Source organism: Leifsonia naganoensis (assembly GCF_013410615.1).
Lineage (GTDB): Bacteria > Actinomycetota > Actinomycetes > Actinomycetales > Microbacteriaceae > Leifsonia > Leifsonia aquatica.
This window is the reverse complement of sequence record NZ_JACCHJ010000001.1, coordinates 1,315,884-1,335,515: the sequence shown is the minus strand read 5'-3', so window position 1 is coordinate 1,335,515 and position 19,632 is coordinate 1,315,884. Positions and strand designations below refer to the sequence as shown.

The 19,632-nt window shown below is 70.3% G+C and carries 24 protein-coding genes; 15 read left to right on the top strand and 9 right to left on the bottom strand.

Translation table 11 applies throughout. The features are described from left to right. Positions 1–37: 37 nt before the first annotated feature. Positions 38–1,069 (top strand): GlxA family transcriptional regulator, encoded by a 1,032-nt coding sequence (locus HNR14_RS06395; RefSeq protein ID WP_179700375.1) that lies wholly within the window; start codon positions 38–40, stop codon positions 1,067–1,069. A 17-nt stretch (positions 1,070–1,086) separates the two neighbouring features. Next, positions 1,087–1,629 carry an MmyB family transcriptional regulator gene (locus HNR14_RS06390; RefSeq protein WP_179700374.1) on the top strand — a complete coding sequence of 181 codons (543 nt, stop codon included), beginning with the start codon at positions 1,087–1,089 and terminating at the stop codon, positions 1,627–1,629. Here the strand turns inward: HNR14_RS06390 and HNR14_RS06385 are convergent. From HNR14_RS06385 to HNR14_RS06375, 3 genes are all read right to left on the bottom strand, one after another. After that, positions 1,530–2,462: a helix-turn-helix transcriptional regulator gene (locus HNR14_RS06385; RefSeq protein WP_179700373.1), complete on the bottom strand. Its 933-nt coding sequence runs from the start codon at positions 2,460–2,462 to the stop codon at positions 1,530–1,532. The two genes, HNR14_RS06390 and HNR14_RS06385, sit on opposite strands and share 100 nt — an antisense overlap. 99 nt (positions 2,463–2,561) lie before the next feature. Further along, complete coding sequence (locus tag HNR14_RS06380) at positions 2,562–3,809, bottom strand: MFS transporter (protein WP_179700372.1); 1,248 nt, start codon at positions 3,807–3,809, stop codon at positions 2,562–2,564. Further along, complete coding sequence (locus HNR14_RS06375) at positions 3,806–4,867, bottom strand: helix-turn-helix domain-containing protein (protein ID WP_179700371.1); 1,062 nt, start codon at positions 4,865–4,867, stop codon at positions 3,806–3,808. The genes HNR14_RS06380 and HNR14_RS06375 overlap by 4 nt, the downstream gene beginning before the upstream one ends. A 214-nt stretch (positions 4,868–5,081) precedes the next feature. On the opposite strand from HNR14_RS06375, the gene HNR14_RS06370 reads away from it, so the two are divergent. Both HNR14_RS06370 and HNR14_RS06365 read left to right on the top strand, forming a co-directional pair. After that, entirely contained in the window at positions 5,082–5,627 is a 546-nt protein-coding gene (locus HNR14_RS06370) for an MmyB family transcriptional regulator (RefSeq protein WP_179700370.1), read from the top strand. 106 nt (positions 5,628–5,733) lie between these two features. Continuing rightward, a complete protein-coding gene (locus tag HNR14_RS06365; protein ID WP_179700369.1) occupies positions 5,734–6,015 on the top strand; it encodes a hypothetical protein in 282 nt (93 codons plus the stop codon). Between the two features lie 3 nt (positions 6,016–6,018). Here the strand turns inward: HNR14_RS06365 and HNR14_RS06360 are convergent, their stop codons facing one another. Continuing rightward, positions 6,019–7,164: an FAD binding domain-containing protein gene (locus HNR14_RS06360; protein ID WP_179700368.1), complete on the bottom strand. Its 1,146-nt coding sequence runs from the start codon at positions 7,162–7,164 to the stop codon at positions 6,019–6,021. A 95-nt stretch (positions 7,165–7,259) separates the two neighbouring features. Here HNR14_RS06360 and HNR14_RS06355 point away from each other — a divergent pair, with 95 nt between their 5' ends. Both HNR14_RS06355 and HNR14_RS06350 read left to right on the top strand, forming a co-directional pair. Beyond that, positions 7,260–8,237, top strand: a complete 978-nt coding sequence (locus HNR14_RS06355; RefSeq protein ID WP_179700367.1) for a Dyp-type peroxidase — start codon at positions 7,260–7,262, stop codon at positions 8,235–8,237. Further along, a complete protein-coding gene (locus tag HNR14_RS06350) occupies positions 8,234–8,695 on the top strand; it encodes a nuclear transport factor 2 family protein (protein WP_179700366.1) in 462 nt (153 codons plus the stop codon). Before HNR14_RS06355 ends, HNR14_RS06350 begins: the two co-directional genes overlap by 4 nt. Here the strand turns inward: HNR14_RS06350 and HNR14_RS06345 are convergent. Then, positions 8,692–9,177, bottom strand: a complete 486-nt coding sequence (locus HNR14_RS06345) for a MarR family transcriptional regulator (RefSeq protein WP_179700365.1) — start codon at positions 9,175–9,177, stop codon at positions 8,692–8,694. The genes HNR14_RS06350 and HNR14_RS06345 overlap by 4 nt on opposite strands. 73 nt (positions 9,178–9,250) lie before the next feature. On the opposite strand from HNR14_RS06345, the gene HNR14_RS06340 reads away from it, so the two are divergent. Continuing rightward, positions 9,251–9,685, top strand: a complete 435-nt coding sequence (locus HNR14_RS06340; protein ID WP_179700364.1) for a hypothetical protein — start codon at positions 9,251–9,253, stop codon at positions 9,683–9,685. A gap of 9 nt (positions 9,686–9,694) precedes the next feature. Here the strand turns inward: HNR14_RS06340 and HNR14_RS06335 are convergent, their stop codons facing one another. Further along, a complete protein-coding gene (locus HNR14_RS06335) occupies positions 9,695–10,303 on the bottom strand; it encodes an AAA family ATPase (protein WP_179700363.1) in 609 nt (202 codons plus the stop codon). A 19-nt stretch (positions 10,304–10,322) separates the two neighbouring features. Then, entirely contained in the window at positions 10,323–10,940 is a 618-nt protein-coding gene (locus HNR14_RS06330) for a TetR/AcrR family transcriptional regulator (RefSeq protein WP_179700362.1), read from the bottom strand. A gap of 119 nt (positions 10,941–11,059) precedes the next feature. Here HNR14_RS06330 and HNR14_RS06325 point away from each other — a divergent pair, with 119 nt between their 5' ends. The 5 genes from HNR14_RS06325 (at position 11,060) to HNR14_RS06305 (ending at position 16,444) form a co-directional block, all read left to right on the top strand. Then, positions 11,060–12,388 (top strand): MFS transporter, encoded by a 1,329-nt coding sequence (locus HNR14_RS06325; RefSeq protein ID WP_179700361.1) that lies wholly within the window; start codon positions 11,060–11,062, stop codon positions 12,386–12,388. Positions 12,389–12,419: 31 nt separating this feature from the next. Then, a complete protein-coding gene (locus tag HNR14_RS06320) occupies positions 12,420–13,364 on the top strand; it encodes a sugar phosphate isomerase/epimerase family protein (protein ID WP_179700360.1) in 945 nt (314 codons plus the stop codon). After that, positions 13,361–14,908 carry a GMC oxidoreductase gene (locus HNR14_RS06315; RefSeq protein ID WP_179700359.1) on the top strand — a complete coding sequence of 516 codons (1,548 nt, stop codon included), beginning with the start codon at positions 13,361–13,363 and terminating at the stop codon, positions 14,906–14,908. Before HNR14_RS06320 ends, HNR14_RS06315 begins: the two co-directional genes overlap by 4 nt. A 109-nt stretch (positions 14,909–15,017) precedes the next feature. Continuing rightward, a complete protein-coding gene (locus tag HNR14_RS06310) occupies positions 15,018–15,458 on the top strand; it encodes a MerR family transcriptional regulator (protein ID WP_179700358.1) in 441 nt (146 codons plus the stop codon). Continuing rightward, positions 15,455–16,444 carry an NAD-dependent epimerase/dehydratase family protein gene (locus tag HNR14_RS06305; RefSeq protein WP_179700357.1) on the top strand — a complete coding sequence of 330 codons (990 nt, stop codon included), beginning with the start codon at positions 15,455–15,457 and terminating at the stop codon, positions 16,442–16,444. Before HNR14_RS06310 ends, HNR14_RS06305 begins: the two co-directional genes overlap by 4 nt. A 19-nt stretch (positions 16,445–16,463) precedes the next feature. On the opposite strand, the gene HNR14_RS20810 is transcribed toward HNR14_RS06305, so the two are convergent. After that, on the bottom strand, positions 16,464–16,649 hold the full coding sequence (locus tag HNR14_RS20810) for a VOC family protein (protein ID WP_484497035.1): 186 nt from the start codon (positions 16,647–16,649) through the stop codon (positions 16,464–16,466). Between the two features lie 344 nt (positions 16,650–16,993). On the opposite strand from HNR14_RS20810, the gene HNR14_RS06295 reads away from it, so the two are divergent. The 3 genes from HNR14_RS06295 to HNR14_RS06285 are packed head-to-tail and all read left to right on the top strand — an operon-like array spanning position 16,994 to position 18,367. Next, on the top strand, positions 16,994–17,512 hold the full coding sequence (locus tag HNR14_RS06295; protein ID WP_179700356.1) for a hypothetical protein: 519 nt from the start codon (positions 16,994–16,996) through the stop codon (positions 17,510–17,512). Positions 17,513–17,541: 29 nt separating this feature from the next. Beyond that, entirely contained in the window at positions 17,542–17,919 is a 378-nt protein-coding gene (locus HNR14_RS06290) for a helix-turn-helix domain-containing protein (RefSeq protein WP_179700355.1), read from the top strand. Continuing rightward, positions 17,912–18,367: a hypothetical protein gene (locus HNR14_RS06285; protein ID WP_179700354.1), complete on the top strand. Its 456-nt coding sequence runs from the start codon at positions 17,912–17,914 to the stop codon at positions 18,365–18,367. The genes HNR14_RS06290 and HNR14_RS06285 overlap by 8 nt, the downstream gene beginning before the upstream one ends. Before the next feature lie 85 nt (positions 18,368–18,452). Here the strand turns inward: HNR14_RS06285 and HNR14_RS06280 are convergent, their stop codons facing one another. Continuing rightward, positions 18,453–19,586: an alpha/beta fold hydrolase gene (locus HNR14_RS06280; RefSeq protein WP_179700353.1), complete on the bottom strand. Its 1,134-nt coding sequence runs from the start codon at positions 19,584–19,586 to the stop codon at positions 18,453–18,455. Between the last annotated feature and the right edge of the window lie 46 nt (positions 19,587–19,632).

Sequence of the window (19,632 nt, the reverse complement as noted above, 5' to 3'; positions counted from 1 at the left end):
AATTTCTATTCCAGAATGACGATTCGAGAGGATCCCCATGGTCGCATCACCCGATGGGCGCCGGCGACCGCGAGTGGGCATCCTCGTCTTCGACGGGGTGAAGATGCTCGACTTCGTCGGGCCGGCCGAAGTCTTCCACGAGGCCTCCCAGCGGAGCGAGGGATACGACATCGTCCTCATCTCCGCATCGGGGGATGACATCACCTCGTCGATGGGGGTGCGGGTCGGCGTGCAGGCGTCGGTCGACGACGTCGGCGAGCTGGACACCCTGATCGTGCCCGGTTCCGAAGGGGCGCCCTCCGTCTTCACCGAGGAGGTGCTCAGCGCCGTGGCCGCTCTCGCCGGCCGCTCGCGCCGCGTCGCCTCCATCTGCACGGCCGCGTTCGCGCTCGCCGCGACCGGGCTCCTCGACGGCCGGACCACCACCACGCACTGGAAGTTCGCGCCGACCCTCCAGGTCGCCTTCCCGAAGGTGACCGTCGAGCCCGACGCGATCTTCGTCCACGACGGCCGGTTCCACAGCTCGGCCGGGGTGGCGGCCGGTATCGACCTCGCCCTGGCGCTCCTCGAACAGGACTACGGCGCCGACGTCGCGCGGAGTGTCGCGCAGCTCCTGCTGGTCTACATGAAGCGCTCCGGATCGCAGTCGCAGTTCTCGGCCTCTCTCAAGGGGCCGCCTGCCCGATCACCCATAGCGCGTTCGGTCACCGAGTTCGTGCACGCGGACCCGACTCGGTCGTTCGCCGTGCGCGACCTCGCCTCCCACGTGAACATCAGCCCGCGCCACCTCACCCGGATCATGCGCGAGGAGCTCGACGCGACGCCGATCGAGTACGTCAGCGCGATCCGGCTCGACCTGGCCGTGAGCCATCTCGAGTCCGGCACGACCGTCGCCGAAGCGTCCGCCGCGACCGGCTACAGCTCCCCGGTCTCGTTCCGGCGGGCGTTCGTCGCACGGTTCGGGATCACGCCGTCCGAGTACCAGCGCCGGTTCCAGACCAGCAGGTCGACCGTCGAGCCGTCGGCATCCGAAGGTGTGGATGCGGGGGTCACCTTCGGGCCGCGCTGACCACGTAGGTTCGAAGCATGAGCGCCAGGGAAGGCACCCCCGAGCAGAACGCCGGCCCGGATCGGCTCCTCGCGTTCCGCGACACCGTGCCGGCCATCCTCTACGACCGCCGGCTGCAGGTGCTCGACGCCACGCCGCTGGCCCGGGCGCTGTCCCCGGCCTTCGCGCCGGGAGTGAACCTGGCGCGATTCGCCTTCCTCTCGCCCGAGCGCAACGCGGAGCATCCGCGCTGGCGGGAGATGTCGGGCGTGGTCGCGGGGCTGCTGCGCGACTCCCTCGACCAGCACGACGAGGATCGCGCGTCGCAGCGGATCGTCGGCGAGCTGTCGGCCAAGTCGCGCGAGTTCTCCGAGATCTGGGCGGCTCCGGAGACGCTCCCGCGCACGTCGGGCTACATCGAGTTCGAGGGCACCGCCGTCGGCACCGTGCGGACGGACTACACCGTTCTGAACGTGCCCGACTACGAGGACAACGCCCTGATGGTGTTCGTCCCGGTCGACGAGGAGGCGCGGATCGCGGTCGCGCGGTTGTCGTCGAGCGACGGTCGCGCCGCGAGGTAGGCGATCGCCTGGGCGGCCGCCGATCCCGGCTCGCCGAAGAACGTCGTGATGAACTGACCGGCGGTCCGCGGGATCTCGAGCGTCTGCCAGCGGAAGTCGATCCAGCCGAGCGGTGGAACGAACGCGCGCTTCACTCCCGAGACCTGCGGTTTCGCGTCGTGCTCGGCCCAGATGGTGCGGAACAGGCGGTAGCGGGCCGACAGCGCGCCCACGATCTCCTGCAGCCGCGGGTCGTCGGGGTCGCCGTAGTAGCGCATGGAGGCCGTCAGCTCGCGGAGGGTCTGCTCCCACAGCTCGACGACCTCCAGTTCCTCCGCGGTCGGGTCGGCGAGCGTCGCGCTCAGGCGGGCGTAGCTCTCGAAGCCGGAGACGAGCATGTTCGTCCCCGGCACGAGGATCCCCGGGGCGATGCCGTCGATCAGGGCGTTCGCCGCGAGGATGTTCTGGTTCGCGTCGGTGACGTACGCCGGGGTATGGTCCCACTGCGCGAGCAGCTGGGCGACCCCGTCGCTGATCCGTCCGTCGTCGGGTGCCCGCCGGATGAAGGGGCGCGGGCGGGCGAGGCGCAGGAGGTACTGACGGCTGTCCTCGTCGAGCAGGAGGGCGCGGGCGAGGGCGGTGAGCACCTGCTCCGACGGGCGCCGGTCGCGACCCTGCTCGATACGCAGGTAGTAGTCGGGGCTCACGCCGGCCAGCTCGGCGACCTCTTCGCGGCGGAGGCCAGGGACCCGGCGGCCGGGCTGGACCACGATGCCGACCTGGTGCGGCTGGACCAGCTCGCGCCGGGCGCGCAGGTACTCGCCCAGTGGTGTGGTGCTTTTCGCGACGCTCATCCGTTCGTCCCTCGAGAGAATTCGGATAGTGATCCCGAATCATTCTCGGCGGCGCGAGCGCTTGGGCATGAGAGCGGATCAGGCCAACTCTGGCGAGGTTTAGGACATCGTCGAGCGTCGGCGCCGCGGAGCGCGGCGCCGCATGATGCTGCCGGCGAGGGTCGTCGCGACGAGCACAACGGCGATGAAGACGAGGAGCACGGTCGTCGGGGGAGCGAAGGAGAGCGAAGCGCCCACGAGAAGGGCCGGGATCGCCAGTCCGGAGTATGCGATGAGGAAGATGAGGGCGAGCGTCTCACCCCTGCGGGCGGGATCGGCGAGCGACATGGTCGTGGAGACGGCGCCCTTGAACAGCAGGCCGACCCCGAGTCCCGCGACGGGGCCCCCGGCGATGAAGACGGCGAGCTGCGGCACGAGGGCGCCGACGGCGACCAGGACGAGTCCGCTGCTGCAGGCCGCGACGGCGAGCCCGAACTGCGTACGGACCGGCAGAGGAGCGAGCAGGAGCTGGCCCGCGGCCGCCGCCGCGAACACCGCGAACGACGTCGCACCGGCGAGGAGGTGGTCCCCGGCCATGAACGTCGACACCAGGAAGGTGGGTGCGAGCGAGGTGAACAGCCCCAGGACGGCGAAGCCGGAGAACGCGCCGAAGGCCGCGACCAGGAAGGGTGCACGCGCACCCGCCGGCACGGAGAGCCGCTGCGGCCGGTAGCGCGGGGCGGTCTCGGGCACGTCGACCGTCTCCGGGACCAGCAGCAGGGCGAGCGCGGCGACGAGCAGGATGACCAGGAACACCAGGTGCGGGAACATCAGCGGCGCGGGCAGGAAGTCGGCGAAGACGCCGCCGATGAGGGGGCCGAGCGACAGACCGCCGAGATTCGCTGCGCCGGAGACCGATGCTGCGACCACCGCGTTCTCGTCGGGCTTGACCACCGAGCGCAGCTCGCCCAGATGGGCGGTGGCCGTCGCGGTCAGGATTCCGATGCTGACGCCGTTGACGAAGCGTGCGGCGAGCAGTCCAGGCACCTCCGTCCACATCAGGAACATCAGGGCGGAGACGGTCGAGATGAGCACGGCGATCACCAGCACGCGCCGTCGGCCGAGCCAGTCGCTGACGTGACCCGCGAAGTAGAGGGCCACGATGACGCCGACCGCATAGGCGGCGAAGATCGCCGTGATCACGAACGGCGGGAATCCGTCGCGCTGCTGGTAGAGCGGGTACAGGGGAGTGGGGACCGTCGAGTACGCCATCACCAGCAGGAAGGCGACGGCGACGATCCAGAATCCGGCGCCGTGCGCAACGCGCGGCGTGCGCGCGCGGGCGGTGGCGTTGGTCGAGGCGGTCATGAGATGCGGCCGGTGGCCTTCCAGTAGCGCAGGAGCTTGAGGCAGATGTGCAGTGCGCTCCGGCTCATCCCGTCGTCGATGGCGGCGCGCACCGACTCGGGGAGGTTGTCGAGCCGGTAGTACAGCGTCGTGCGGTGGATGTGGAGCCGCTCGCACGCATCCCGCACGCGACCGCAGGTGTCGAGGAAGGTCTCGACCGTCTCCAGCTGGAGGGCGTTGCCCTCCTCCCAGAGCTTCGCCGCGGCCGGGGAGAACGAGCCGACGTGCGAGCCGTCGGCGTCGATCGAGTCGAGCAGCACCCACGCGCCGAGCTGCGCGAAGTCGGCCACGCCTCCCATGTGCGGCAGCCAGGCCACGATCTCGGCGGCGCGTCGTGCCTGCTCCGCCGAGACCGAGAGGTCCTCGTCCCTCCGGTCGAGGCGAGCGGATCCCACTCCGTGCAGGCGCAGCCCGCGGGCGGCGGCCTCCCGCTGCAGGACGACGGCGGTCGGGTCGCCCGCGCCGTCAGCCGGCCGGTCGATCGTGCGGGCCACCCGCCCGACGAAGTACAGGATGTTGTCCCGCTGACCGATGAACGCGAGGTCGACGCCCTTCAGTGCGGACATGTGCCGCCCGAAGGCGAGACGGTCCAGGACGCCGGCGTCCGGGTCGACGGCGACGGCGCGCACGAGCGTCCCCTCACCGCGTTCGATCCATCGCCGCGAGGCCGCGTGCGCGAAGGCTCGCCGCCGCGCGCCCGCGTCGTCCGACAGCAGCCGGAGCATGACCGCCCCGTGCGAGGAGTCCTCCGGCGCGCCCGCCTCCTGCGACAGGATCTGCCGCGCGGCGCCGGCGGCCACGTCGATGACGGAGTACTGCGCCGAGGTGAGTGGCCGGTCCTCCTCCGCAGCGAGCCAGAGCGTGCCCAGCTGGCCGCTCTCGTCGCGGATCGGCACCGCGAGCCGCCGCGGCTGGGCCCGTGCGCCGCTGGTCGCGACCGCCATCGAGTCCGCGCCGTCGATGATCACACTGCGCCCGAGCGTCTGGGCGAGTTCGTCGACGACGTCCTGCAGGTTCATCGAAGGGCCTGTTCCCGATGCGTGTTCATAGTGCCGATCATTGTGGATCCGCGCTTCCAGTTGCCTGGCCCGCTGCCACCCTCCCAGCGGCCGGCGGTCGCCTCCGGACCGCGGAAACGCGCCGCGCCCGGGGTGGATGATCGCGCCCTCGGCCGCCCAAGGTGGTCCCGGCAGACCCCCTTTCGCGGGCGGCCCCTTCGCTATGGTGACGGGCATGACTGTCGAGGGCCCATCGAGCGCCGTCCCCCCGGAGATCCGCGGGATGATCGAGTCGTGGCCGGCGATCCCGGCGTTCGTCCGCGACCGCCATCTGACGGTGCTGGCGGCCAACGATCTGGCGCGATCCCTCTCGCCCGCCTTCCACGACGGCGTCGACCTGGTGCGGGCGACCTTCGTCGACTCCGATGCGATGCGGACCAGCCCGAGCAGGGCGGTGATCGCCGAGCACTTCGCGGGCACATTGCGCGAATCGCTCGCCCGCCACGAGTCCGACGACGCCTTCGAGCGCATCGTGACGGACCTCTCCACGACGAGCAGCGCGTTCGCCGAGGCGTGGGCGAACGGGGGAGGCTCGCGCGACGAGTCGGACGCGTTCGCCTTCCCCAACGATGTCGTCGGACCGCTGACCCTGACCTACCAGCAGCTGAACATCCCGCGCGTTTTCGACCTCACCCTGGTCGTGTGGCGACCGGTGGACGAGAACTCGCGCGTGGCACTCGGCCGCCTCGCGGAGATCGTCGCGGGCGCCGCGGAGGCCTGAGGCACCCGATCGGCCGGCGACGGGAGACTTTGCGACAACCAGAGGGTGCCGCTCCGCCGCGCCCGCGGCTATCGTGGCGGGGCAACCGACGAAGGGAACACCCGCCATGACCGGAACGACGCCCGAGCACCTGAGCGAGCACCACCGCACGACCCTCGAGCAGATCGAGCGCCACCCCACGTCGCACAACCTCGAGTGGCACGCCGTGCTGGCCCTGCTCGAGGAGGCGGCCGACGTGCGGGAGGAGCACGACGGCAAGTACATCGTGAAGCTCGGCGAGGAGCGCCTGGTGCTGACCCGGCCGCGCCACAAGGACGTCGACGAGCAGATGATCGTCGACCTGCGCCACCTCTTCACGAGCGCGGGCTACTTACCGACCGGCAAGTAGCCGTCACACCGGCTGGCGAGCCGGGCGGGCGAAGGGCAGGGACTCGCCCAGCCGCAACCCGTACTGGGCGATGGAGCGGCCGACCGGGAGGCGCTGCAGCTGGTACCGGTCGAGCGCCTCCGGCACCGGCAGCCGGTCGAGCAGGTCCGCGAGGGCGAGCGCGTCACCGGCGGCCTTCGCCGCGCCCATCGCCGTGTGCGGCCGGACCATGACGGCGGCGTCGCCGAGCAGGGCGACCCGTTGCCGCACCATCCGCGGCGGCACGTAGTCGACGATCGCCTGCAGGAAGGGCTCGGGCTCGGCGTCCACCGCGGTGGCGAACTCCGGCGGCAGCTCGGCGTGCGCGTCCGCGCGGAGCCGTTCGCGCGCGGCGTGCGGCAGGTCTCCGGGCGCCAGCGACAGGCTGCCGACGGGCCGCCCGCTCGCCTCCATCAGGTCGGCGAGGTCGACGACCGAGAGCGGCCGGTACCAGACCCAGTTGTACCGCCGCAGCCCCGGCGTCAGCTCGCCACCGGCGCCGGGGACGAGGTACCCGAGCATGTGGGCGCCCGGCCCGGTGTAGAACGCGAACCGGCCCAGGAGGGTGTCCGCCGCGCGCCCGGTGAGTGCCTGCTCGGGGATCAGCCCCCGCCACGTGACGTATCCCACGTAGCGGTTGCCGCGGCCGTCCGGGACCACGGCGTCGCGAGTGACCGAGCCGAGCCCGTCCGCCCCGACGACGACGTCGAAGAAGCGGCGCTCGCCGTCGTGCAGCTGCACCTCGGCGCTGACCTCGGTGGAGCGCACGGCGCGGACGGCGTTGCCGAGCAGATACGACTCGGGCGGGATCTGCCCGAGAAGCACCTCGTAGAGGTGGTCCCAGGAGAGCTGCATCTGCGGGGTGCGGTCGCGCGAGACGACCCTCCCGCCTCGATCGAGCGTGATGCGCTCCTCCGCGACGACGCCGACCGCCGCGGCGTCGGGCCGTCCCACCCGCTCGAGCACAGTGAGCAGCTCCGGCTGCGCCACCAGACCGGCTCCGCGGCGCGCGAGGCCGTGTCGCGACCGCTCCATCACCGTGACGTCGTGACCGCGCCTGGCCAACAGGGCGGCGGCGAACAGGCCGCCGATCGAACCGCCGACGACTCCCACACCTCGTGCTCCGGACATGGGCACGACGCTAGTGAGCGTGCCGCCTCCCGCATTCCTACAACGGACGGAAAGCCTTTCGTCCGTCGGCTCCTAGACTCCGGGCAGGAGGTCGGATGACGGACGCAGCAACGACGACGGGGAACCGTCGGGTGCCCATCGAGGCGCAGAAGGTGGACGCGCCGCTCACCCGCACCGCGGTCTTCCTCGTGCTGACGGTCAGCAGCGCGCTGGGGGCCGTGGATCGCGTGCGCGACGCGCTCGGGGATCTCGCCGGCCTGACGAAGACGGTCGCGTTCCGTGACCTCGGTGCGAACCTGGCGTGCACTGTCGGGATCGGCGCGGCGGTCTGGCCCGCACTCGCAAGCGACCCGATGCCGCACGAGCTGCGGCCGTTCGCACCGATCCAGGGAGCGAAGCACGTCGCCCCGGCGACACCGGGCGACCTCCTCTTCCACATCCGTGCGGACCGGCAGGATCTCTGCTTCGAGTTCGAGCGGCTCCTGCTCGACAGCCTGGGGGACGCTGTGGCCGTCGTGGACGAGACGGTCGGGTTCCGCTACTTCGACATCCGGGACCTGCTCGGCTTCGTCGACGGCACCGCGAACCCCGTGGGACAGCAGCTGCCCGACTCCACCCTCGTCGGCGACGAGGATGCGGACGCGGCCGGCGGCAGCTACGTCGTCGTGCAGAAGTACGTGCATCCGCTCGACGCGTGGCAGGCGCTCACGACCGAGCAGCAGGAGGCGATCATCGGCCGCACCAAGGCCGACAACGTCGAACTCGACGACGCGGACGCCGGCCAGAAGTCGCACAAGACGCTGGCGACCATCGTCGACGACGAGGGCGTCGAGCACGACATCCTCCGCGACAACATGCCGTTCGGCCGTCCCGGGTCGGGCGAGTTCGGCACGTACTTCATCGGGTACTGCCGCAACCTGTGGGTGATCCAGAGGATGCTGGAGCGGATGTTCATCGGCGACCCGCCGGGCCTGCACGACCGGCTGCTCGACTTCTCCACCGCGGTGACCGGCGGTGTGTTCTTCGTGCCGTCGCTCGGGCGGCTCGACACGCTCGGAAAGGCGAACTCGTGAACCAGGCGGACACCGGGACCTCCACGCTGGGCAACGTCGTGCGGGTGGCCGACGGCCACGCCGTGCTCGACCAGGTCGACCGGATCGACGAACTGCTCGGGCGGGGCGATGTGGAGTCGCTCGTCGGCCTCTTCACGGAGACGTGCGTCGTGCACCACCCCGAGGGCACTGCTCGCGGACGCGACGAACTGCGGCAGCTCGCGGCTCGGGTCCGGACGCTGCCGGACGGTGTCCAGCGCGTCCAGACCAGGAAGTCGGTGCGCGACCTCCCGGACGGTTCGCTGGTCGTCTCGAGCGTGAGCGTCATGGTCGAGCGCGACCGGGACTGGTTGCAGGGCATCCCTTTCGAGGTCTGGCGGGACACGTTCACGGCGGACGCCGCCGGTGGCTGGCTGGTGCGCGAGCGGTGGGTCGAGCGGGCCGACGGCGCTCCGGAGCTGCACGGCCGCGCGGACTAGGAGCGCAGGTGCTCGGGGAGGAGGCCGCCGGTCTGCTCCCCGCGGAGGTGGAGCTGCAGGGCGCCGAGGATGCGGTGGGCCGATTCGACGTCCTCGCGGGACAGCGGAGCGATCGCCGCGTCGACGATCATGTCGTTCTGCGCGCGTGAGACCTCGAACAGCAGCGCCCTGCCCTCGTCGGTGATGCGGGCGAGCACACCGCGTTCGTCGTCCGGGGCGATCGCGCGCTCGACGAGCCCGGCCTTCTCCAGCAGCGACACCTGGTAGGTCAGGCGGCTCGGGCTGCTCACCAGCTTGTTCGCGAGCTCGGCCATCCGCAGCTCGCCGTCGGCGTTCCGGAGGCGGATCAGCACCTCGTACTGCGCATAGCTGATGCCGGTGCGCGCCTTCGTCGCCCGGTCCGCCCGGCGCTCGATGAGCTTGCCGACGTCGAGCAGGCGTTCGAAGAGCGCGAGTTCAACGGAATCGACCCACTCAGCCACGACGTGCGCCTGCATCCATCGTCGAATCCCTTCCGGTTGCGACCGCGACCATGCTAGCCACTAACCTCGACCCATGGCTTCGGGGGGAGGCGCGACGAACGCGGGCGATCGTCGCTGGCGGATCGGGGGCGCCCTCGCGTTGCTCGTCCCCATCGCCGCAGTGGGGTTCCTCATCGCCACCGTCGTGAACGGGCTGCCCGATGCCCCGACGTCCGACGACGCCCGCGGGGAGGCCGCGGCGGTCCTCCGGGAGGTCGACGCGGCAGATCTCGGTGCGCTGCGCACGCGCTTCGCGACCCCCTACCCTCCCGGCGCCGACGAGCTCTATGCGAACTGCCACGTCATCGCACCCGAGGGACGAGGGATCGAGGTCTCCGGCAGCAGGGACTTTCCCGCCTCCTTCGTCATCACGGTCGTCGGCGCCGCGCGCCAGGATCCCGAACGGCACGCCAGCTGCGCATTCAGCCTCGTCAGGAAGGACCGCCACTGGACGATCGGCGTGCGGTGAGGGCTGCCGTCAGAGTCGGCGGATGTGCTGCAAGCCGACCCTGAGGCGGCGCAGCTGAAAGCGCCACGGATCGAGCCGGGGAGTCGTGAGGGGGAGTCCTGCGTGATCCGCGATCCACTCGACCACCTCGTCGGTCGTGCGGTGGTCGGTGTGCACGTGCGTGGCGTAGCGGTCATCGGCGAGGGCGGCGACGCAGCGGTCGATCTGCTGCACGGCCCAGGTCTCGCGGCGCAGCCCGGTGCGGAGGAACGCGATCCGGGTGCTCAATCGGCGACGCAGGGTCTCGGGAGAGGCGAGCAGGGCGTAGTGCCGCACGTCCACGCCCCGCGAGCGCAGACCGCCGACGATCTCATCGAAGTAGTCGTCGCGGACGATGGTCATCGGGACGAGCACCGCACCGGGATGCGTCGCATCGGCTTGCTGCAGCGTGTCGACGACAGCGGAGCGCCACTGGGGGAGGTCCTGGAAGTCGGGGCGTGCCTCGGGCGGCAGAGTGCGCTGCAGGGCGAAGCCGAGTGGTTCCGGGTCGGCGACGTGCGCGCCCGCGAGTCGTCGTCGGAGCTCGAAGGCGGTGTGGGTCTTGCCGGCACCGAAGGCGCCGTTGATCCAGATCAGCACGATCCGAGCCGCCCTGCCGTCAGGCCACGCTCTTGGGGCGGCTCGCGGCCTTCGGGGCCGGGAACACGACGCCGGTCGCATCGAGGCTGCGCAGCACATCGTCGAGCACATCCGCGCGGGAGGCGGTGTGGTCGCCCGCCCACCAGCGTTCGGCGACGATCTCGAAGATCGTGATGGCGCTGCGCGCCGTCATCATCACGAGGAGGTCGTCTGCGGGCAGGCCCATCCGGACACCGAGTTCCTTCTCGAGCTCGCTGCGGGACTGCATGAAGACGTCCCAGAGCCGGGCGCGGGGGACCGGCGAGACGTCGATGACGTGGCGCAGCTCAGCGAAGCGCGGAGTGTCGTCGAACGACTCGATCGTGGCGAGCAGGGTTGCGGCGAGCGCCTCCGGGACGGGTTCTCCGGCGGGCCGGGAGCGGAGGGCTTCACCCAGCTGCAGCGACTCCGTCAGGCGGCCCAGAAGAAGCAGGTCCTTGCTGGGGAAGTAGCGGTAGAGCGTGGAGGGCGCGATCTCGGCGCTCTCGGCGATCTGTTCCATCGTCGTCTCGTCGTAGCCCTGCGACAGGAAGAGCTCCGCGGCGGCGTCCAGGATCTGGCCTCGCGTCCGCGCCGCCTTCTTCTCCCTCAATCCCATGCGCCCAGGATACCGCGGGAATTCGCAGTTGACACCAAATGAAAGGATCTACATACTGAGAGCCACTCCGATTTTGGAGAGACACCCAAACGGCATCACATCACACAGAGGAGTGTGGAATGTCCCGACCGGCCGACATCGACGTCGCCCTGGAAACACCCGGCCCCGCGGCCACACCGTTGCCGCGCCTGATCGCTGCGATTCTCACCTCGAACATGGGCGCCCTGATCGCCCTGCTCACACCCCTGCAGCTCCTGCTCACCCTGCACCTCACCCGCATCGCCGGCCCCGGCGCCGCCGCGGCCTTCGGCGTGGTCACCGGCTTCGGCGCCCTGTTCGCGCTGGTCGCGAATCCGTTGGCCGGCCGGATCAGCGACCGCACGGCCGCCCGGTTCGGCCGTCGCCGCACCTGGATCCTCACCGGCGGCCTCGCAGGGTCGCTGGCGGTCGCCTCCCTCGCCTTCACCACCGAGGTCTGGCAGGTGGCGGTCGTCTGGTGCATCACGCAGACTCTGTTCAACTTCCAGCAGGCCGCGACGAGCGCGCTGCTGGCGGACCAGGTGCCCCCGCTCCGACGGGGCACGGTCTCGGGCTTCGTCGGTCTCGCCGCCGCTGCCGGTCCCCTCCTCGGCCTCACCGCCGTGAGCGCGATCGCCGACCCGGTCGCGCAGTGGGTCGTGCTCGGCGTCATCGCCCTGGTGTTCGCGGTCGTGGCGGTGATCCTGCTCCGTGACCCGCAGCACAAGCGCGAACCCCACCAGGCCGGGCTCAACCTGGTCGAGCTGGCGAAGTCGTTCTGGCTGAACCCGTGGCGGCATCCCGCCTTCGGGTGGGCCTGGGCGGTGCGGTTCCTCATCACCTGCGCCTACGCGAGCGGAACGTACAACGCGTTCTTCCTCATCCAGCGCTTCGGGGTGGCGGAGGCCGACGTCGCCGCGATCGTGCTCGGTCTGTCCTTGCTCTCCGTCGCCCTCCTGGCCGTCACGAGCGTGATCGCTGGACTCGTCTCCGACCGCCTCCGGCGCCAGAAGCCGTTCGTCGTGGCAGCGGGTGTGCTGGCCGCCGCCGGCCTCGCGGGGATGGCGTTCGCGCCGAACATCGGCTTCGTCTTCATCGCCACCGCGGCGATCGGCGTCGGGACGGGCCTGTTCTTCTCGATCGACAGCGCTCTCTGCGTCCGCGTGCTTCCGAGCAGTGAGAACGCGGGCAAGGACTTCGCGATCATCAACATGGCGAACACGCTTCCGCAGTCGTTCGTCCCCTTCATCGCGCCCTTCATGCTCGCGCTCGGCGGCTACACCGCCCTCTACCTCGTGCTCGCGGTGCTGGGCCTGATCGGCGCGGCCTTCGTCCTCCGCCTCCCCGAGCTCGGTCGCGAGGGCGACCCGCGCTGGGCCGTCATCACCCGGGGAGAATCGCGCCCCGCGCCCGAACCGACCGTCGTCTGAACATCCCGCAACTCCGAGGAGCACCATCGAAATGAATACTCTGTCCGTCTCCACCTACAGCGTGCGCGAGCAGCTCGGGCCCGTCGACTTCACCTTCGTCGACCCGTCCGGACGCGACGTGCACATCTCGTTCCCGTTCACCAAGGAGCTCGACCTCTCCGACTTCCCGGCCCGTGCGAAGAGTGCATTCGGGGTCGGTGCGATCGAGACCGTGGCGTTCCAGTTCGCCGGCGTGGACGACCCCGAGCTCGACCGGTTCGCCGCCGCCCTGCGCGCCGAGGACGTGCAGCTGGTGAACGTCGCCATCGACGCCGGCGATCTGCTGGAGGCCGACGCGGCCAAGCGTGCCGCCGACGTCGCCGAGATCGAGCGCTGGATCGACCGGTTCGCCGCGATGGGCTCGACCTTCGTTCGGGTCAATCCCGGATCGCCGATGGCGCAGCACACCGGCGACGACCTCCCGGACCACCTGGTCGAGGCACTCCGCCACCTCGGTGCGTACGCGAACGCGCGCGGTTCGCGCCTGCTCGTCGAGAACCACGGCGGCCCGAGCAGTGACCCGGCGTGGATGAACCGGCTGCTCGACGCGGTCGGGCACGAGCACCTCGGGCTGCTGCTCGACCTCGGCAACTTCGACGCCCTCATGCTCCCCACGATGGCGCTGCTGTTCGGCGGCCCGGACGGCGCGCAGGTCACCCCGGAGCAGGTCTTCGCCGGCCTCGACCTCACCTCCCTCTACGAGGGCATCGAGGCGCTCGCCCCGCGCGCCGAACTCGTACACGTCAAGGCGCACGCCGTCGGCGACGACGGAGCCGTCGGCCCGGTCGACCTCGGCCGGGCGCTCGGGATCCTCGCCGCGCACGGATACAGCGGTCCGCTGACCGTCGAGTACGAGGGGACCGGCGGCGATCCGTGGGCCAAGAGTGCCCGCGTGCTCGAGGTGGCGGCCGCTTCGGCTTCGGAGATCGCCCGATGAGCGCCCGCGACACAGAGACCGTCGACGTCCTCATCGTCGGGTCGGGGCCGGCCGGTTCGACCTACGCTCGCACGATCGGCGACGCGGTCCCCGACGCCCGCATCCTGATGGTGGAGGTCGGACCCGCGGTACCCGGCACGCGCGGCGACCACACCCAGAACCTCGAGGAGGCCGAGCGCCTCGCCGTCCAGCTGCTCACGCAGGGCCCCGACGCGGGTATCGAGCGCGCTGCCGCGCTCTCCGACATCGCGCCCGGGATCGACCCCAGCCTCGAGTTCCGGCAGACGATCCTCCCCGGCCTGTTCTTCGCCGACCCGCGGCCCACGCTCGCCGACGGCGATGTGGGACTGCCCGCCGCGAGCATGTCGAGCGGCGTGGGCGGGATGGGGATCCACTGGGGCACGTCCTGCCCTCGGCCGCACCAGTCGGAGCGGATCCCCTTCCTTGCGGCGGAGGAGCTCGACGGTGCCCTCGCGCACGCGGAGCAGCTTCTCGGGGTGAGCACACCGCCCGGCGGCGGCAGCGGTCTGCTCCGCGCCATGAAGGACGCCATCGCCGCGGAATTCGACGGACCCGGCCTCACCCCGACCACCTACATGCCGACCGCGACCCAGTGGGACGGTGAGAAGCTGCGGTTCTCCGGCACCGGCGTGATCCTCGGCGACCTGGAGGCGATCGTGCCCGGCTTCGAGCTGCGATCGGAGACGCTCGTACGACGGGTGATCGTCGAGGACGGCACCGCGGTCGGCGCCGAACTGGAGGATCGCGTCACCGGCGATCGGACCGAAGTGCGTGCCCGCTACGTCGTCGTCTGCGCCGACGGGCTGCGCACGCCGCAGGTGCTCTTCGCGTCCGGCGTCCGGCCGACGGCCCTCGGGCACCACCTCAACGAGCACTTCCAGATGGCGACGATGGTGGAGCTGAGCGACGAGTTCGAGCCGGCGCGCTACCCGGTGGATGCGGGCTCGATCGGCTCGGTGCTCGTCCCGTTCTCCGACGCCCGGCCCATGCAGGGCGGGATCATCTCGCTGGCGGGCTCCGCTTACAAGCTCCCCGGCATGGACGACGCGGCGACCGCACGGCTCGGCGTGCTCGCCTGGTACGCCGCGAAGGACATCCGGTTCAGGGACGCGGTGGAGTTCAGCGAGACCGAGACCGACTTCTACGGCATGCCGAAGATGACCATCCACTACTCGCGCACCGAGAAGGATCTCGCGACGATCGAGCAGATGCGGCAGAACTCGCTGCGCAGCGCCGGCCGCATCGGCACCCCGCTGGAGCAGCCCGAGCTCGCGGCCGGCGGTTCGTCACTCCACTATCAGGGCACCGTGCGCATGGGTGCCGTGGACGACGGCTCCTCGGTCTGCGACCCGTGGCTGCGGGTGTGGGGCGTTGGCAACCTGTTCGTCGGAGGCAACGGCGTCATCCCCACCGCCACAGCAGCGAACCCGACCCTCACGACGGTCGCCCTCGCCTGGCGTGCGGCGTCGCAGCTCGCACGTGAGCTGCGGGAGGCGTCGGTGGTGGAGGAGGCGCACGCCTGATCGGCAGATGCGGTGAGGGGCCTCGGGCGCGGTGCGCTCGGGGCCTTTCTCTCGCGCGATTCCCCCGCGGGCTTGACCTCAAGCGCTTGAGGTCTGTTCTGATGGACCCATGATCACGTTGGCCATCCAGGAGGTCTCCCGGCAGAGCGGACTCAGCGAGCCCACCCTGCGGTACTACGAGGAGGTCGGCCTGCTCGGGCCGATCGCGCGCGACGAGAGCAGCGGGCACCGGCGCTACCGCGAGAGCGATCTCGACGACGCGCAGGTGCTCGCGTGCCTGCGCGCGATGGGCATCGGCATCGAGGACATGCGCACCTACCAGCTCAACCGGCGCCGGGGGCGTGCGGCGGCGGGGGAGCAGCGGGTCATCCTGCTGCGTCACGCCGACCGGGTGGAGGAGCAGATCGCGACGCTCCGCGTGCACCTCGACTACCTGCGGGTGAAGTCCGCCCTGTGGGACGCCCGTGATCGCGCCGACGCCGCCGCCGAGGCGCGCGCGGACGCCGAACTCCGAACCATCCTGCCCCGACTCGAGGAGACCTTCCGATGACCACCGCACCCACCGCACCCACCATCCTCGTCACCGGCGGCACCGGCTATCTCGCCACCCGACTCATCGCCGACGTGCTCGCCACCGGCGCCGACGTGCGCACCAGCGTCCGCTCGCTCGACCGGGCCGACGAGGTGCGGGAGGCCGTCCGGCGTGCGGGCGTCGACCCCGCGGGCCTGTCGTTCGTCGCCGCATCGCTCACCGCCGACGAAGGATGGAGCGACGCCCTCTCCGGCATCACGGACGTCTACCACGTCGCCTCGCCGATGATCCAGACGGCGGACCCGGACGAGGTCGTCGTCCCGGCCCGCGACGGTGCGCTGCGCGTTCTGCGTGCCGCCCGCGACGCCGGCGCTCGCCGGGTCGTCCTCACCTCGTCGTTCGCCGCCGTCGGGTACTCGCCGAAGCCGGTGCGGGACTACGACGAGTCCGATTGGACCGACCCGGCGACGCCCGGCCTCCCGGCCTACCCGCTGTCGAAGGCGGTGGCCGAGCGTGCCGCCTGGGACTTCGTCGAGCGCGAGGGCGACGGTCTCGAGCTGGTCGTGATCAACCCGACCTGGATCGCCGGCCCCACCCTGACCGCCTCCGCCCGGTCGTCGCTGGCGCTCTTCACCGGCAAGCTCGACGGCACGATGACGGCGGTTCCGCGGCAGCGCTTCGGGATCGCGGACGTGCGCGACGTCTCGGCGGCGCACATCGCGGCGATGGGAACCCCGGATGCGGCGGGCAAGCGCTACCTGGTGCTGGCGGACGGCCCGACGATGACGTTCCTCGACGTCGCGAACGTCCTGCGCGCCGAACTCGGCGACCTCGCCGCCCGCGTTCCGACCGACGAGCTCCCGGGCGACGAACCGGCACCGCTCGTCATCCACAACGACCGCGCGAAGGCCGAACTCGGCCTCCGCCCACGGCCCGCGGTGGAGACGATCGTGGCGACCGCGGAGAGCCTGCGCGATCTCGGGCTGCTGGCGCCGACGTCCTGAGCGCCGACCGGGTGCCGCCTCACTGCAGGCAGAACTCGTTGCCTTCCGGGTCGCGCATCATGATGACGAACTCCTCGTACGGGCCCCAGTTGCCCAGGAGCGTTTTCTCCTCGGTCGCGCCGAGGGCGATGAGGCGGTCGCGTTCGGCCGCCAGCTCCTCCCGCGTCGCCCGGCGGTCGTCGAACGGCGTGATGTCGAGGTGCACGCGGTTGCGCTGCGCTTCTCGTGGCGGTAGCGGGAGAAGTACAGGCGCTGGTGGGCGGGATCCCCGTCCCATGCCTCCGCACGGTCGGCGATGGCTTCGTCGTCGAACCCGGACTCCCGGAGGGCGGCGATCTCCTCGTCGTCCCAACCGGTGAAGGCGGGATAGCCGAGCACCTCGCTCCAGAAGGCGGCGAGGGCGACGGGTTCGTCGGCGTGGAAGGTCACGTTGGCGATGCGCGCGGTCATATCGGGCAGGCTAGTCGCATCACCGCTGCCGGCCCAGTCTTTCGGTCCAGGCGCCTGGGAACGACGGGACGCGTCGGGGGGCCTCGGTAGCATCGAATCGTGCCCACTTTCAATGCTTCTTCACGCTGTAGCGCGGGGACCCCCATCGCCTTCCGGTGGTACGGATTTCCTTCGTGCCCGGTCGGAGACGATATCACCACTGCGGTGGCTGCCTTGATCGCGGCCGTGTCAGGGCAGAACCGCGTATGGAACCCGTGGTCGATGCAGATCACGAAGAGTGAGTTCAAGCGCCGACTGCAGAAGGCCCAGGCGGGCCGCCTCATGCCGGTAGAAGAAGTCAAGGCCGTCGACGTCCGTAATCCGCCGCCCCTTTACGAAATCAGGTGGTCTGGAGTCACCGTGACAGATCGCGAAGAGAACGGATCGCAAAGGCACTGTGAGGTTGAGGTTCGCATGTACCACTCCGAACCAGCTGACGCCCCCTCGCATTTCATCGGCCATCATGCTCATGAGAAGCGGATCGACGTCGAGGACGTGAATGCCGAACAGCAGCGAGAGATCAATACAGCGATCGGTTTTCACAACGCGGGTGCCTCTTCACGATGGGGAATTGCCTGAGTTATCGTTGCGGATATAGAGTTTGATCTATGCACATGGACGCCGAGCGGCTCGAGCACATAGCCGATAGCCTCGTTGATTCCCATGACAAGCTCATGGAAGACCTCGTCGCTATGCGCAAGCGGCACGCGCTTACTCAAGGCACGGTGGCGGAGCGCATGGGGGTGAGTCAGCCGACGGTGGCCGCATTCGAGCGCTACGATGCCAACCCAACCCTCAGTACCTTGCGACGCTACGCGCTTGCTGTCGGTGCCACCATCGAGCACCGAGTGATTGACGAATGTGGCGAAAGTGATGATGCTCGCGCCTTTGCTCGGGTGGTCGATAACGCTGGCTGGGTGATGAGCCAACCGTTCGACTGGGAGTGGTCGTCCGGCCACGTGGTCGGAGCCTCGACCTTTGTCTGATGAGGTCGTCGCAGATGTCGGCCAGCTAGTCGAGCATGCGGGCTTGCTGGGCATCAGCATCGTGAAGATCGCGGCCGAGCGCTTCGATGATGTGCAGCCATCCGAGGATTTTGAGATCGAGCCCCGATATTCGTTGGTGTTCATGCTCCGCGACGATGCGGCTGGATTCAGGGTGCGGATCGAGACCGATATCGAGTTGCCGGTCGGTTCTGTCAGTTGCGCAGTCGCTGCGGAATATGGCTTGGAGGGACTTGTTGTGCGAAAAGGCAGTACTGTCGCCCTTCAAGAATTCGTGAACAACGTTGCTTTGATGCACGTCTTGCCGTTCACCCGGCAGGCGATTGCGGATGTGACGCAGCGCGTGTTCAACGCCCCTCTACTCATGCCGATCATTCAGCGCGGAGCGATCAGCTTCGAGTTGGAAACGCCCGCCACAGTTCCTGACTAGCGTCCTGAGCGCCGTTCGCGGTGGATTGGGCTTCGGCCAAGGTGGGTCGGTTCATCGGCCCGATCTCGTAGCCCGTCCCGCACGGTCAGTCCCGCAGGGTGAGTCCTGCGAACAACGCCCGGATGTGGTCGGCGGCCAGCTCCGGCTGCTCCAGGCCGAGGAAATGGCCGCCCCGTGGCGCGCGCTCGAAGGAGCGCAGGTCGTCGGCCGCCCGCTCGGCGAGCGACCGCGGGAACCCGTCCATCACGGGCTCGCGGCTGAGCAGCACGCCGAGCGGTGCGACGATCGGCGGCCGGGGCGGGTTCTGCTCGTAGTCGAAGTACTGGCGGAAGGAGGTGCCGATGCTGCCGGTCGCCCAGTAGAGCGTCGCGATGGTGAGCAGCGCATCCCGCGGCACCACCCGATCCAGGTCGCCGTCGACCCAGTCGTGCCACTTGTCGGCGATCCAGCCGAGCAGCCCGGCGGGGGAGTCGGCGAGGGCGGCGGCGATGGTGTCGGGCCGGGTGCCCATGATCTCGCTGTATCCGCTGTCGGCAGCGTCGTACTCGTCGAGGGCGGTCAGGTAGGCGCGCTCCTCGTCGGTGCGCGGCTCCTCGTCAGCGGGGAAGGGTGCGTGGATGAGCTGCACGCCGATCAGCTGGTCGGCGTGGTCGACGCCGAGCCAGGTCGCGGCCCCACCGCCGATGTCGCCGCCGAAGGCCGCGTACCGGTCGTAGCCGAGCACGGTCGTCATGAGCTCGTGGAGGTCTCGGGCGATCGCCTGCCGGGTGAGCGGCCCCTCCGGCAGCTCGGAGAACACGAACCCCGGCAGCGAGGGCACGATGACGTCGAAGGCGATGCGCGCATCCGACCCCGAGCCCGCGGGATTGGCCAGGCGCTCGGCGAGCGGCAGGTACTCGGTGTACGCGCTGGGCCAGCCGTGCAGCAGGAGCAGCGGGATGCGGACCTCGGCCGACCCCGCGGCCGGCAGCCGCACGAAGTGGACGCGGTGCCCGCCCACGTCGGCCAGGTACTGGTCGTAGGAGTTGAGGTGCTCCTCCTGTGCCCGCCAGTCGAAGGCGAGCCACGAGTCCACCAGCTCGCGCAGCACCGGCTCGCCCGCGCCGCCGCTCCACGGCCGCGACCCGAGCGGTTCGACGAAGCGCGTGCTCGCGAGCCGCGCGCGCAGGTCGTCGAGCAGTTCGTCGGACAGGTGGATGCGGAACTCGTCGATGCTCACCGGGGCCACGCTACCCTCCGGCACCGACGGCGGAATCCCCTCTTGA

Bases quoted from the DNA above. Each gene is read 5' to 3' on its own strand.
- HNR14_RS06330 (WP_179700362.1), bottom strand. From the start codon at position 10,940: ATGGGATTGAGGGAGAAGAAGGCGGCGCGGACGCGAGGCCAGATCCTG.
- HNR14_RS06320 (WP_179700360.1), top strand. From the start codon at position 12,420: ATGAATACTCTGTCCGTCTCCACCTACAGCGTGCGCGAGCAGCTCGGG.
- HNR14_RS06315 (WP_179700359.1), top strand. From the start codon at position 13,361: ATGAGCGCCCGCGACACAGAGACCGTCGACGTCCTCATCGTCGGGTCG.
- HNR14_RS06380 (WP_179700372.1), bottom strand. From the start codon at position 3,809: ATGACCGCCTCGACCAACGCCACCGCCCGCGCGCGCACGCCGCGCGTT.
- HNR14_RS06365 (WP_179700369.1), top strand. From the start codon at position 5,734: ATGACCGGAACGACGCCCGAGCACCTGAGCGAGCACCACCGCACGACC.
- HNR14_RS06310 (WP_179700358.1), top strand. From the start codon at position 15,018: ATGATCACGTTGGCCATCCAGGAGGTCTCCCGGCAGAGCGGACTCAGC.
- HNR14_RS06305 (WP_179700357.1), top strand. From the start codon at position 15,455: ATGACCACCGCACCCACCGCACCCACCATCCTCGTCACCGGCGGCACC.
- HNR14_RS06360 (WP_179700368.1), bottom strand. From the start codon at position 7,164: ATGTCCGGAGCACGAGGTGTGGGAGTCGTCGGCGGTTCGATCGGCGGC.
- HNR14_RS06385 (WP_179700373.1), bottom strand. From the start codon at position 2,462: ATGAGCGTCGCGAAAAGCACCACACCACTGGGCGAGTACCTGCGCGCC.
- HNR14_RS06340 (WP_179700364.1), top strand. From the start codon at position 9,251: ATGGCTTCGGGGGGAGGCGCGACGAACGCGGGCGATCGTCGCTGGCGG.
- HNR14_RS06290 (WP_179700355.1), top strand. From the start codon at position 17,542: ATGCACATGGACGCCGAGCGGCTCGAGCACATAGCCGATAGCCTCGTT.
- HNR14_RS06375 (WP_179700371.1), bottom strand. From the start codon at position 4,867: ATGAACCTGCAGGACGTCGTCGACGAACTCGCCCAGACGCTCGGGCGC.
- HNR14_RS06355 (WP_179700367.1), top strand. From the start codon at position 7,260: ATGACGGACGCAGCAACGACGACGGGGAACCGTCGGGTGCCCATCGAG.
- HNR14_RS06395 (WP_179700375.1), top strand. From the start codon at position 38: ATGGTCGCATCACCCGATGGGCGCCGGCGACCGCGAGTGGGCATCCTC.
- HNR14_RS06325 (WP_179700361.1), top strand. From the start codon at position 11,060: ATGTCCCGACCGGCCGACATCGACGTCGCCCTGGAAACACCCGGCCCC.
- HNR14_RS06390 (WP_179700374.1), top strand. From the start codon at position 1,087: ATGAGCGCCAGGGAAGGCACCCCCGAGCAGAACGCCGGCCCGGATCGG.
- HNR14_RS06370 (WP_179700370.1), top strand. From the start codon at position 5,082: ATGACTGTCGAGGGCCCATCGAGCGCCGTCCCCCCGGAGATCCGCGGG.